This is a genomic window from Cupriavidus cauae (assembly GCF_008632125.1).
GTDB lineage: Bacteria > Pseudomonadota > Gammaproteobacteria > Burkholderiales > Burkholderiaceae > Cupriavidus > Cupriavidus cauae.
This window is the reverse complement of record NZ_VWRN01000019.1, coordinates 1-13,824: the sequence shown is the minus strand read 5'-3', so window position 1 is coordinate 13,824 and position 13,824 is coordinate 1. Positions and strand designations below refer to the sequence as shown.

The 13,824-nt window shown below is 70.1% G+C and carries 7 protein-coding genes; 6 read left to right on the top strand and 1 reads right to left on the bottom strand.

Going from position 1 to position 13,824, the window contains the following annotated elements:
* Nucleotides 1–4: 4 nt before the first annotated feature.
* From glgB to F1599_RS05565, 4 genes are all read left to right on the top strand, one after another.
* Complete coding sequence (gene glgB, locus F1599_RS05580) at nt 5–2,281, top strand: 1,4-alpha-glucan branching protein GlgB (protein WP_223819493.1); 2,277 nt, start codon at nt 5–7, stop codon at nt 2,279–2,281.
* Nucleotides 2,282–2,292: 11 nt separating this feature from the next.
* The gene (glgX, locus tag F1599_RS05575; protein ID WP_150082464.1) at nt 2,293–4,422 is read left to right on the top strand and encodes a glycogen debranching protein GlgX; all 2,130 of its coding nucleotides are present in this window, start codon (nt 2,293–2,295) and stop codon (nt 4,420–4,422) included.
* 133 nt (nt 4,423–4,555) lie between these two features.
* Nucleotides 4,556–6,895, top strand: a complete 2,340-nt coding sequence (gene malQ / locus F1599_RS05570; RefSeq protein ID WP_223819492.1) for a 4-alpha-glucanotransferase — start codon at nt 4,556–4,558, stop codon at nt 6,893–6,895.
* Nucleotides 6,896–7,125: 230 nt separating this feature from the next.
* Complete coding sequence (locus tag F1599_RS05565) at nt 7,126–7,482, top strand: response regulator (RefSeq protein WP_187829073.1); 357 nt, start codon at nt 7,126–7,128, stop codon at nt 7,480–7,482.
* A gap of 131 nt (nt 7,483–7,613) precedes the next feature.
* Here F1599_RS05565 and F1599_RS05560 read toward each other — a convergent pair whose 3' ends face one another.
* The gene (locus F1599_RS05560; protein WP_223819491.1) at nt 7,614–8,735 is read right to left on the bottom strand and encodes a DNA topoisomerase IB; all 1,122 of its coding nucleotides are present in this window, start codon (nt 8,733–8,735) and stop codon (nt 7,614–7,616) included.
* Between the two features lie 382 nt (nt 8,736–9,117).
* Here F1599_RS05560 and F1599_RS05555 point away from each other — a divergent pair, with 382 nt between their 5' ends.
* Together F1599_RS05555 and glgA are read left to right on the top strand one after the other, a co-directional pair.
* Complete coding sequence (locus F1599_RS05555; RefSeq protein WP_150082532.1) at nt 9,118–11,643, top strand: glycogen/starch/alpha-glucan phosphorylase; 2,526 nt, start codon at nt 9,118–9,120, stop codon at nt 11,641–11,643.
* 241 nt (nt 11,644–11,884) lie between these two features.
* Nucleotides 11,885–13,663 (top strand): glycogen synthase GlgA, encoded by a 1,779-nt coding sequence (gene glgA / locus F1599_RS05550; RefSeq protein ID WP_150082463.1) that lies wholly within the window; start codon nt 11,885–11,887, stop codon nt 13,661–13,663.
* Nucleotides 13,664–13,824: the final 161 nt, after the last annotated feature.

Here is a 13,824-nt window from a genome sequence, read left to right as displayed (position 1 = left end):
AACCATGGCCACCATGACTTCCTCCGGCCCCGCGTCGACGCGGGGCCCGCACGGACACTCCGGGCACGCCGAACACGCCGCCGTGCAATACGAGGCGCTGCTCGATGCGCGCCACGCCGACCCGTTCTCGCTGCTCGGGCCGCACCGCGAAGGCGACCGTACGGTGGTGCGCGCCTGCCTGCCCGGCGCGCAGTCGGTCGCGCTGGCCGACACCCTGGGCAATGCCATCGGGCCGATGCAGTGCATCCACGCCGGCGGCATCTTCGCCGGCACGCTGCCCGACAAGCTGGGCCGGCGCGACTACCGGCTCGATATCACCTGGCCCGACGGCACCCGCCAGTTGAGCGCCGACCCGTATTCGTTCGACCTGCTGCTCGGCGAGCTGGACCTGCACCTGATCGGCGAGGGCCGGCATTTCGAACTGGGCCGCTGCCTGGGCGCGCAATGGATGACGGTCGACGGCATCGAGGGCGTGCGCTTCGCGGTGTGGGCGCCCAACGCCAGCCGCGTCTCGGTGATCGGCGACTTCAACGGCTGGCATCCGGCGCGCCATCCGATGCGGCTGCGCTACGGCGTCGGCGTGTGGGAGCTGTTCGTGCCGGCCGGGCTCGGCGTGCAGCCCGGCAGCCGCTACAAGTACGACCTCAGCGACGCGCACGGCCACCCGCTGCCCGACAAGGCCGACCCGCTGGCGCTCGCCACCGAGCTGCCGCCGGGCACCGCTTCGGTGCTGACGCAGGCCGGCGTGTCGGCGCCGCCGTTCGGCTGGACCGACCAGGGCTGGATGAGCCGCCGCTCCAGCCAGGACCCGTATTCCACGCCGATGTCGGTCTACGAGGTGCATGCCGGCTCGTGGCTGCGCGAGGTCAATGATCCCGCGCGCGGCTGGGAGATCCTGGGCGAGCGCCTGATCCCCTATGTACGCGACCTCGGCTTTACCCATATCGAGCTGCTGCCGATCACCGAGCATCCGTTCGGCGGCTCGTGGGGCTACCAGCCGCTGTCGCTGTTCGCGCCGACCGCGCGCTTCGGGCCGCCGCAGGCCTTCGCCGCCTTCGTCGACCGCTGCCACGAGGCCGGCATCGGCGTGATCCTCGACTGGGTGCCGGCGCACTTCCCGACCGATCCGCACGGGCTGGCCCAGTTCGACGGCACCGCGCTGTACGAGCACCAGGACCCGCGCGAGGGCTTCCACCAGGACTGGAACACGCTGATCTACAACCTCGGCCGCAACGAGGTGCGCGGCTTCCTGCTGGCAAGCGCGCTGCACTGGCTGCGCGAGTTCCATATCGACGGGCTGCGCGTCGACGCGGTCGCCTCGATGCTGTACCGCGACTACAGCCGCAAGGCCGGGCAGTGGGTGCCGAACCGCTTCGGCGGCCGGGAGAACCTGGAGGCGGTGTCGTTCCTGCGCGAGCTCAATACGGTGGTGCGCGAACGCTGCCACGGCGCGATGACGATCGCCGAGGAATCGACCGCCTGGCCGGGCGTGACCGCGCCCGTCGACAGCGGCGGGCTGGGCTTCACCTTCAAGTGGAACATGGGCTGGATGCACGACACGCTGCGCTATCTGTCGCACGATCCGGTGCACCGCGCCTGGCACCACCAGGACATGACCTTCGGCATGGTCTACGCGTGGTCCGAGGCCTTCGTGCTGCCGCTGTCGCACGACGAGGTCGTGCACGGCAAGGGCTCGCTGATCGGCAAGGCGCCGGGCGACCACTGGCAGAAGCTGGCGAACCTGCGCGCGTATTTCGGCTTCATGTGGACCCACCCCGGCAAGAAGCTGCTGTTCATGGGCGGCGAGCTGGCGCAATGGCACGAATGGAATCACGAGAGCGAGCTCGACTGGGCGCTGCTGGATCATCCCAACCATCGCGGCATGCAGATGCTGGTCCGCGACCTGAACCGCGCCTATCGCGAGCTGCCCGCGCTGCACGCCTGCGACCACCATCCCGGCGGCTTCAGCTGGGTGATCGGCGACGACAGCCATAACAGCGTGTTTGCCTATCTGCGCCGCGCCGCGCCCGACAGCGACGACGTGGTGCTGGCGGTGATCAACATGACGCCGGTGCCGCGGCCGGGCTACCGGCTCGGCGTGCCACGTGCCGGACGCTGGCAGGAGATCATCAATACCGATGCCGCGTGCTATGGCGGCAGCAATGTCGGCAACGGCGGCGAGCTGTTCGCGGAAGCCGTGCCCTCGCACGGGCTGCCCGCGTCGCTGTCGCTGACGCTGCCGCCGCTGGCGATGCTGCTGCTGCGCCATCTGCCCGACTAGGAGGGTCCTGCTTGTCGCGTTCCCCGATCGCCAGCACGCTCCTTCCCGGCAAACCCTACCCGCTCGGCGCCCATTGGGACGGCCTCGGGATCAACTTCGCGGTGTTCTCGGCCAATGCCACCAGGGTCGAGCTGTGCCTGTTCTCGCGCAACGGCCGCAAGGAACTGGCGCGGCTGACGATGCCCGAGTGCACCGACGAGGTCTGGCACGGCTATCTGCCCCACGCCTCGCTCGGCACGGTGTACGGCTATCGCGTGCACGGCCCGTACGAGCCGCACCACGGCCATCGCTTCAATCCCGCCAAGCTGCTGCTGGACCCCTATGCGCGCAAGCTGACCGGCCCGCTGCGCTGGGCCGATGCGCTGTTCGGCTACCGGCTGCAGAGCCCGCGCGCCGACCTGACGCCGGACCGGCGCGACAGCGCGCCGATGATGCCCAAGGCCATCGTCGTCGACGAGAGCTTCCATTGGGGCGACGACCGCCCGCCGGCGGTGCCGTGGGAGCGCACCGTCATCTACGAGGCGCATCTGCGCGGGCTGTCGATGCGGCGCGACGACCTGCTGCCGCATCAGCGCGGCACCTTCGCCGCGCTGTCCGACCCGCGCTTTGTCGACCATCTGCATCACCTCGGCGTGACGACCATCGAGCTGCTGCCGATCCACGCCTTCCTGCAGGACCGTTTCCTGGCCCAGCGCGGACTGCGCAACTACTGGGGCTACAGCACGCTGAGCTACTACGCGCCCGAGCCGGCCTACCTCAGCGGCGGCGAGCTCAACGAGGTCAAGGTCGCGATCCGCCGGCTGCACGCGGCCGGCATCGAGGTGATTCTCGACGTGGTCTACAACCACACCTGCGAAGGCAACGAGCTGGGCCCGACGCTGTCGTGGCGCGGACTCGACAACGCCAGCTACTACCGGCTGGTGCCGGGCGACGAGCGCCACTACATCAACGACACCGGCTGCGGCAACACGCTGAACCTGTCGCATCCGCGCGTGCTGCAGATGGTGCTCGATTCGCTGCGCTACTGGGTCCAGTGCTACCACGTCGACGGCTTCCGCTTCGACCTGGGCAGCACGCTCGGGCGCGAGGGCAACGGCTTCGATCCGGGCGCGGGCTTCTTCGACGCGGTGCTGCAGGACCCGGTGCTGTCGCGCGTCAAGCTGATCTCGGAGCCATGGGACCTGGGCCCGGGCGGCTATCAGGTCGGCAACCATCCACCGGGCTTCGCAGAATGGAACGACAAGTTCCGCGACACGGTGCGGCGCTTCTGGCGCGGCGACCCCGGCCAGCGCGGCGAGCTGGCCGCGCGGCTGACCGGCTCGGCCGACCTGTTCGACCGGCGCCACCGCAAGCCCTGGGCCTCGATCAACTTCGTCACCGCGCATGACGGCTTCACGCTGGCCGACCTGGTCAGCTACGCCGCCAAGCACAACGAGGCCAACGGCGAGGACAACCGCGACGGCACCGACGACAACGCCAGCGCCAACTGGAGCCCCGACGGGTCGGTGGAAGGCCCGACCGACGATCCCGCGATCCTCGCCACCCGCGGCCAGGTCGCGCGCGCGATGATGGCCACGCTGCTGCTGTCGCAGGGCACGCCGATGCTGACCGCCGGCGACGAATGGCTGCGCTCGCAGCAGGGCAACAACAACGCCTACTGCCAGGACAACGAACTGTCGTGGCTGAACTGGGACGACGCGCAGACGCCCACCGGGCGCGGCATGGTCGAATGCGTGCGCCGGCTGCTGGGCCTGCGGGCGCGGCTGCCCGCCTATGCGGAGCGGCAGTTTCTCCACGGTCGTCAGGAATTCGCACCAGGTCTTCACGATATCGGCTGGTTCGGCGTCGATGGCGAACCGCTGACGCCCGAACAGTGGTCCAATCCCGAGGAACGGACGCTGGCGCTCAGGCGCGCCAGACGCGACGCCGATGGGCAGGTCCACGTGACGGTACTGCTGCTGAATGCCGGCACCGAGGCGGTCGAATACCGGCTGCCGCCGCCGGCGCTGATCTGGTCCCGCCTGTTCGACAGCGCCCGGCCGGAATTGCCGGAAGCGCCGCTCGATCATCCGGTCCAGCCGGTCGCGCCGCACGCCGCGGTGCTGCTGGCCGCCACGCTGGCGCCGTCGGGGCCGTCGTAACGGACGGCCTCATTCGGCAACCCGATTCGGCGCCCGGTGCGGCTACCGATTCAGCGCCCCGATCACCGGCCACCGTCCGCCATCGTCCGCCAACGTCGCCATCCCGACCAGTCAGCCACAAAGGAGCCCCACCATGCCGCGCCAAGCCAATCCCGATGCCGCGCTAGCATCGCTGCACCTGCTCGCCGAGCGTGCCGGCCTGCTGGTGTATTGGCAGGATGCCCAGGGGCGCGATCGCGTGGTCCCCGAGGAATCGCTGCGCATCGTGCTCGAACGGCTCGGCCTGCCGTGCAAGACCATCGGCCAGTGCGAGGCCTCCCGCGCCCGGATGCTGGCCGACGACGCCGCCACGGCGTTGGCACCGCTGCTGACCGCCGACCAGGGCAAGCCGATCCGCGTGCCGCTGGCGCATACCCGGCAGGAGCAGCCGTTCCGGCTCGAACTGGAGGACGGCAGCGTGCAGACCGGCGTCGCCCGCCGCGATGCCCGCGGCGCGCTGATCGTGCCGGCGGTGCAGAGCGCCGGCTACCATCGCCTGCTGATGGGCGATGTCGAGGTGAAGGTCGCGGTCGCGCCGCCGCGCTGTTTCGGCGTGCAGGACGCGCTGCGCGGCATTGGCCTGTCCGAGCAGGAGCGGATGCGGCGCAAGCCCTGGGGCCCGTCGGTGCAGGTCTACGGCCTGCGCCGCGGCGCGCCGGCCGGCATGGGCGACCTGAGCGCGCTGGCGATGTTCGCCGAGGCGGCCGCGCGCGAAGGCGCCGACGCGGTCGCCATCAGCCCGCTGCACGCCGGCTTCGCGGCCTTTCCCGAACGCTACAGCCCCTACTCGCCGTCCAGCCGGCTGTTCCTGAACGTGCTGTATGCCGACCCGGCGCCGGTGTTCGGCCACGCCGCGGTGGCACGCGCCATCTCGGCGCTGCAGCTGGGCGGGCTCATGCAGACGCTCGAAGCGAAGGCCGAGATCGACTGGCCGGCGGTGGCCCAGGCGCGGCTGAAGATCACGCGCTGGCTGTGGGACCACCGGGACCAGCTGCTGCCCGCCGACGCCGCCGACGATCTGGCGCTGTTCCGCAGCAAGGGCGGCACGCCGCTGCTGGCGCACGCGGCCTTCGAGGCCCTGCAGGCCCAGCACGTGGCCGAGGCGGGGACGCGCGCCGAGATGCAGGTGGCCGGGGACTGGCGCCGCTGGCCGGTCACGCACCGTTCGCCGCAGGACGCGGCGCTGACGGCCTTCGCCAGCGCCTTCCCCGACGAGATCGGCTATCACGTGTTCCTGCAATGGATGGCCGAGGACGGCCTGCGCGCGGCGCAGCGCAGCGCCCGCGATGCCGGCATGGCGATCGGACTGATCGGCGACCTGGCGGTCGGCACCGACCCCACCGGCAGCCATGCCTGGACCCGGCAGAACGAGATGCTGCAGGGCTTCTCCGCCGGCGCCCCGCCCGATGTGTACAACCCGCTGGGGCAGAGCTGGGGCATCACGGTGTTTTCGCCGCGCGGGCTGCGCCGGCACGGCTACACGGCCTTCATCGAGATGCTGCGCGCGAACCTTGCCCATGTCGGCGGGCTGCGCATCGACCATGCGCTCGGGCTGGCGCGCGTCTGGCTGGTGCCGGAAGGCGTGCCGCCGCAATCGGGCGCCTATCTGCGCTACCCGATGGACGACCTGCTGCGGCTGATCGCGCTCGAATCGTGGCGCCATCGCGCGATCATCATCGGCGAGAACCTGGGCACGGTGCCGGCCACCTTCAACACCACGCTGGCCGAGCGCGGCATGCTGGGCATCGATGTGCTGTGGTTCGAGCGGGCGCAGCCGGACAGCGAAGGCAAGGACGAGACGGCGGGTAGTTCCGGCCGCAAGTCCGCCGCACGCTCTACCAGCGAAGAGACCGGCGCGATGAACAGCAATGCGAGCGGCCGCGCGCCCGACGACACGGGCGGCAAACCCGTACCGCAACCGGCGGAACACACCGCGATGCCCGCGCCGGAGGCCCCGGCGCCCTTCGTGCCGCCCGAGCGCTGGCCGCCCAACGCGATCGCGACGTCGACCACGCACGATCTGCCGACCATCGCCGGCTGGTGGGCGGGGCAGGACATCACCTGGCGCGCCCGTCTGGACCAGCTCGGCCCCGACGTGACCGAGGCCGGCGCCCGCGCCGAGCGCGCCCGCGACCGGCAGGCGCTGTGGCAGGCGCTGTGCGAAGCGGGACTGGCCAGGGGCGAGGCGCCCGACCCCGACCGTGCGCCGGTGGCGACGATCCTGGCCTGGCTGTCGCGCGCGCGCACGCCATTGCGGCTGGTGCCGGTCGAGGACCTGCTGGCCGATGTCGAGCAGCCCAACCTGCCGGGCACCACCAGCGGCCATCCGAACTGGCAGCGCCGGCTGCGCTTCGATGTGCAGGCGCTGTTCAGCCAGACCGGAGTCCAGCGGCGCATCGAGGCACTGCGCTCGGGCCGTGCGCCCAAGGGTTGAGCGGCCGAACGACACCGCACGTCCGCACGCCTTCGCGCCCTCCCGCCCTCGCGACCTCGCGACCTCGCGACCTCACGCCCGGACGGCTGGGCGCCGGACGCCATACCGTCATACCGTCATAACGTCATACCGCCATACCGTCTTGGCGCGGGGCCACGCCGCCCGCCCCTGGCGCGCCGCTTGCATGGCAAGGTCGGAACGATCGCGATCTGCCAACACAAGGTATTACCGTGCGAACCGTACTTGTCGTCGACGACGATCCCGCCGTGGCCCATGCAGTGGCCAGCGCCCTGAGCCGCGCGGGATTTAGCGTCGAGTTGGCCGAAGATGGGCTGGCCGGCTTCGATGCGGCCCAGCGGCTGCACCCCTCGGTGGTGGTCACCGACTGGGTGATGCCGCGCGGCGACGGCGCGCTGCTGTGCCATCTGCTGCTGGGCGATGCGTCGCTAAGTCGTACACCGATTGTCGTTTTCTCCAGCATCCAGACCATGCCCGAGGTGCCGAATCCGAACGTGCGCTACTGCCGCAAGCCGTGCGCGCCGGAAGCGCTGATCCGCACCATCGACGAGCTGCTCGAACACAGCTGAACCGCGGGACACCGCCCTCCCCGCGCTCGCCGCACCAGTTGCACAGGCTGCACCAGCCGGCCCCGCGGGCCAGCTGCCTCAGCTGCCCCAGCCGCCTCACCCATGCCAGCCGCACTGCCTCGCCAGCGGCACTAGCCGCGGCCAGCCGCCGCGCTCTGCCCTTCGAGCAACGCCAGCAGCCGGGTCTCGTCCATGCTCAGCGCCCTCACCGCGCGGCGGCACTGCGCGCAGGCCGCCATCTTCTCGTTCATATAGGCGTCGACCACGGTCGGGTGGACATAGCACTGCCGGCATACCGCCACGGTATTGCGCAGGCGCCGGGCCACGACCTTGATGGTGGCCGCCACCGCGCGCTTGCGGGCGGCCTCGGTTTCCGCCGCCGGCGCCTTGCGCAGTTCGGCCAGCGCATGCACGCTGCCGGCCCAGGTGCGGAAGTCCTTGGCGGTGAAGTCCTCGCCGGCCACCTCGCGCAGGTACGCGTTGACATCGTCCGAGCCGACCTCGCGAAGCTCGCCGTCCTCGTCGCGGTACTTGAACAGATGCTGGCCCGGCAGGTCCGCGCAGGTGCGCACCAGCCGCGCAAGCTGGCGGTCCTGCAGCGTGACGTCATGCTCGACGCCGCTCTTGCCGGTGAACAGGAAGCGCAGCCGGCTGCCGCGCACCTGCACGTGGCGGCGGCGCAGCGTGGTCAGGCCATAGGTGCGGTTCTGGCGAGCGTAGCGGCGGCTGCCGACCCGCACCAGCGTGGCGTCGAGCAGCAGCAGCACGGCGGCCAGCACCTTCTCGCGCGGAATGCCATTGCGCTGCAGGTCGCGCCGGGCGCGCCGCCGCAGCCGCGGCAGCGCACGGCCGAACGCGAGCAGGCGGTCGTACTTGTTCTCGTCGCGCAGCGCGATCCAGGCGGGGTGGTAGCGGTACTGCTTGCGGCCGCGGGCGTCGCGGCCGGTGGCCTGGATATGGCCGCGGGGGTCGGGGCAGATCCAGACGTCCTGGTAAGCGGGGGGAATCGCCAGCGCGTCGATGCGGGCGATGGTGTCGCGATCGCGGATGCGGGTGCCGTCCGGCGCGAAATAGGTGAAGCGGCCGCGCACCAGGCGCCGCGTGATGCCGGGCCCGGTGTCGTTGACATAGCGAACGCCGGGCGGCAATGTCTCGCGCGCCGCCGCTGCCGCGGTCGCTGCCGTGGTCGCTGCGGTGGTTCCTGCTGTCGTCCCTGCTGTCACGCTCTCAGCGGCCGGCGTCGAAGCGCGCATCGTGGCTCCCGTCTCCACCCTTCCCGTCCGGCGCCGTGGCCGCGCCGTTCTGGCGCCGTTGCAGCGCCGCTCTTTGCGCCGTGTCGCGCCGTTCCTCGGGATGGCATTCCGACATTAGTCCGGGGCGGCGCCCGATGCATCCCGCCGCGCGCGCAATCGTTTGTAGGAAACGGACGACATGGGGCGCGAACCCAGCCCCCGATCTTCCTAACCGTTTTCTACAAACTCACCAATAATTGGCAAGAACTGCCCGGCGCCCTACCCGTCCGGGCCAGCAAAACCCGCTTACCCGGGGCAAGGTACGTCTCTTGCAACTCCCTCCGGTTTTCCCAACCGGAGGACCGCCATGTCGCAAGCCGCCCGGGCCCAGCTCGCCGAAACCATGCCCGCCGACAGCCACGAGGACACCCGCACCGCGATGTCGGGCGCGACCATCCGCCGCGCCTTCCTCGACCATGTCTTCTACACGCAGGGCAAGCTGCCCGGCCTTGCCAGTCCCAACGATCTGTATCAGGCACTTGCCCATACGGTGCGCGACCGGCTGGTGCAGCGCTGGATCAGTACCGCGGAAACCTATCTGGGCCAGCCCTCGCGCACGGTCGCCTACCTGTCGGCCGAATTCCTGCTCGGTCCGCACCTGGGCAACAACCTGGTCAACCTGGGCATCTTCGACGAGGTCAAGGAGACCATGGCCGAGCTCGGCCTGGACCTCGACACGGTGCTGGCGCAGGAGCTGGAGCCCGGGCTGGGCAACGGTGGCCTGGGCCGGCTGGCCGCGTGCTTCCTCGATTCGCTGGCGACCATGCAGATCCCGGCGCTCGGCTACGGCATCCGCTACGAGTACGGCATCTTCCACCAGTCGATCATCGACGGCATGCAGGTCGAGAGCACCGATACCTGGCTGCGCCATGGCAATCCGTGGGAAATCCAGCGCTCCGAATGGGCGGTGCAGGTCAAGCTGGGCGGCCAGACCGAGCACTACACCGACGACCGCGGCCACTACCGGGTGCGCTGGGTGCCGGCCAAGACGGTGGTCGGGGTGCCGTTCGATTCGCCGATCCTCGGCTATCAGGTCAACACGGTCAACACATTGCGGCTATGGCGGGCGGAGGCGACCGAGGCCTTCGACTTCGGCGTGTTCAATCGCGGCGACTACCTGGGCGCGGTCAGCAAGAAGGTGACCTCCGAGAACCTGACCAAGGTGCTCTACCCGAATGACGAAACCGAGCAAGGCAAGGAGCTGCGGCTCGAGCAGCAGTATTTCTTCGTGTCGTGTTCGCTGCAGGACATGCTGCGGCTGCTGGACGCGCACGGCATTCCGGTCACGCGCTTCCACGAGAAGTTCGCCGTCCAGCTCAACGACACCCATCCGGCCATCGGCATCGCCGAACTGATGCGGCTGCTGGTCGACGAGCATGGCGTGGCATGGGACGAGGCCTGGCAGATCACCCGGCAGGCCTTCGCCTACACCAACCACACGCTGCTGCCGGAAGCGCTCGAGATGTGGCCGCTGCCGCTCTTCCAGCGCACGCTGCCGCGCCATCTGGAAATCATCTACGAGATCAACGCGCGCTTCCTGCATGAGGTGCGCATCCGCTTCTTCGGCGACGAGTCGCAGCTGTCGCGCCTGTCGCTGATCGACGAGCGCGGCCAGCGCCATGTGCGGATGGCGCATCTTGCCTGCGTCGGCAGCCATACCATCAATGGTGTGGCCGAGCTGCATTCGCGGCTGATGCGCGAGGACGTGCTGAAGGACTTCTACGCCATGTGGCCGGAGAAGTTCACCAGCATCACCAACGGCGTCACGCCGCGGCGCTGGCTGGCGCTGTCCAATCCGCGGCTGTCGCGGCTGGTGTGCGAGTCGATCGGCGACGGCTGGATCGGCGACCTCGACAGGCTGCGCGAACTGGAGCCCTACGCCGACGACACGGGCTTTCGCGACCGGTGGCAAGCGGCGCGGCGCGAGAACAAGGAAGACCTCGCGCGGCTGGTGCGCGAGACCACCGGCGTGGTGATCGACCCGTCGTCGATGTTCGACGTGATGGTCAAGCGCATCCACGAATACAAGCGCCAGCATCTGGCGGTGCTGCACATCGTGGCGCTGTACCACCGGATCAAGTCCGACCCGAACGCCGACATCGTGCCGCGCACCTTCTTGTTCGCCGGCAAGGCCGCCCCGGGCTACCACTACGCCAAGCTGATGATCCGGCTGATCACGTCGGTGGGCGACGTCATCAACCGCGATCCGCAGGTGCGCGACCGGCTCAAGGTGGTGTTCCTGCCCAACTTCAATGTGACCTATGGGCAGAAGATCTATCCGGCCGCCGACCTGTCCGAGCAGATCTCGCTGGCCGGCAAGGAGGCCTCGGGCACCGGCAACATGAAGTTCGCGATGAACGGCGCGATCACCATCGGCACGATGGACGGCGCCAATATCGAGCTGCGCGAAGCGATCGGCCCGGACCACTTCTTCCCGTTCGGCCTGTCGGCCGCCGAGGTCTACGCGCTGAAGGCCGCCGGCTACCGGCCCGCCGCATGCTACGAGAGCCATGCCGAGCTGCGCGCCGTGATCGACCTGATCGGCCAGGGCTTCTTCTCGCGCGGCGATCCGTCGGTGTTCCAGCCGATCTTCGGCGGGCTGCTGCAACACGATCCCTATATGTTGCTGGCCGACTTCGCCTCCTACCTGCATTGCCAGCAGGATGTGTCGGTGGCGTTCACCGACCAGGCGCGCTGGCAGCGGATGTCGGTGCTGTCGTGCGCGCGCTCGGGCCGTTTTTCGTCCGATCGTGCGATTCGCGAGTACTGCGAGCGGATCTGGCGGGTGAAGCCCGTGCCGGTGCCGCTGCTGCATCGCGCCGCGATGAGCACGGCGGGTACCCGCCACAAGGGCGGCCCCGGCATGTAGTTCTTACACCCGCCGGCGGAGGCTTTACGCAGTGCTTGTTTCAACAGTTACGAACCGGTTACGCAAACCGTTGAACGCAAAGCCTTTGCGAAACATCCGCCACGCTGGCATGCCATTCGCATGGCATCAACGCTTCACGCGCCGACGCCATGCAACGACGCTCCGCGAGTGAAGCGTAACAGCGGCGGTGCAGCCCGACCGCCGCCCCACCACCAGCGCATTCAGAATGGCGGAGATCAACTTGAACACGAACGTGCTATTCGTGGCGGCCGAGGCCATGCCCTTGGCCAAGACAGGCGGCTTGGGAGATGTCGTCAGCGGGCTGGCCCGCGCCCTGCAGCAGCGGGGCCTCGATGTCACGATCCTGATGCCGGGCTATCCGCAGGCCCTGGCCGGCGCCGTGGGGCTGCGCAGCCTCGGCGCGCTGAAACTTGCCGAGAGCGCGCCCGGGCTGGCGCTGGCACCCGGGCATAGTGCGATGCGGCTGATGGCCGGTCGGATGCCGGGCAGCAACGTGCAGGTCGCCCTGCTCGACTGCCCGTCGTTCTACGACCGCGCCGGCACGCCGTACACCGACCCGACCGGACGCGACTTTGCCGACAACCCGCAGCGCTTCGCCGTGCTGGCGCTTGCGGCGACCGCCATCGCCGCGGGGCGCACGCCGCTGCCGGTGCCCGCCGCCGTGCACGCGCACGACTGGCATGCTGGGCTGACGCCGCTCCTGATGCGCGCCGCCGGTCTCGACACGCCGAGCATCATCACGATCCACAATCTCGCCTTCCAGGGCATCTTCCCGCTGTGCCTGGCGGGGCAGCTTGGCCTGCCGGAAGACTGCCTGACGTCCGACGGCGTCGAGTTCTGGGGCAAGCTCAATTTCCTCAAGGCGGGCATCCGCTACGCCGACCGCGTCACCACGGTCAGCCACAACTATGCGCAGGAGATGCTGACGCCGCAGTTCGGCCACGGGCTGGAAGGACTGCTGCAGGCGCGGCGCGATGTGCTGGGCGCAATCCCGAACGGCATCGACACCGAGGACTGGGACCCCGCCAGCGACGATCTGCTGCCGCACTGCTACACGCCCAATTCGATGGCCGGCAAGCGGGCCTGCAAGGCGGCGCTGCAGAACCGCTTCGGGCTGCCGGCCGATCCGGCCGCGCCGCTGGTCGCGATGGGCAGCCGCCTGACGCACCAGAAGATGGCCGACGTGGCGCTGGGCGCCATCGAGCGCGCGCTGCAGGCCGACGACAGCGTGCAGTTCGCCGTGCTGGGCTGCGGCGAGGCCGCCATCGAGCGCGGTTTCGAGGCGCTGGCCGCGCGTTATCCGGACCGCGTCGGCGTGTCGATCGGCTACCGCGAGGAAACCGCGCACCTGCTGCACGCGGGCGCCGACGTGCTGCTGCACGGCAGCCGCTTCGAGCCCTTCGGCCTGACCCCGGTCTATGCGATGCGCTACGGCACGGTGCCGGTCGCCTCGCGCGTCGGCGGCCTGGTCGACACGGTGCGCGACGCCGGCCATGGGTCGACACCGCGGCCCGGCGCGACCGGCTTCCTGTTCGACGGCGAGACCGCCGAGGCGATGAGCGCGGCGATCGAGCGGGCGCTGCAATGGCTGCGGCGGCCGCGCGCGTGGAAGGTGCTGCAGCGCGCCGGCATGCAGGCACTGTTCTGCTGGACGCAACCGGCCGAGCAATACCTGTCGCTGTACAGCGCGCTGTCGCCGGCCCTGGCCTCGGCGCTGGCGATGCAGCGCGCCGCGCAACGGGCAGCCGAGGCCGCACAGGTCGCGCAGGTCGAATCCGCGCCGCAGCTGCAACGCTCGCCGCAGCGCGTGCCGCGCTCGACGCCGGCCAGCGCCCCCGTCATGGCTTCCGAGCCCACGCCCGAACTCGCGATCCAGGCCTCGCCGTCGCGGCGACGCGGCCGTGGCGCGCGCGTCGACCGCGGCGCAGTGCCCGCGCAGGCCAGTGCGGCCGGCAACGGCGGCGGGTTCGGCGATGCACTGCCGACGGCGGCCGCCTGATGCCGCAAGCCGGTGGGATCGCAAGGTGCGCGGGCCGCGCGCCGCTGCGGATCCTGCCGCCTGCCTTGAATCGCTGCGGCCTGGAATCGCTACGGCTTTGAATCGACACGGAAATCATCATGAGCGTAGAGCCGAACCCCGCCGCCGCGGCCGCGGCCCAG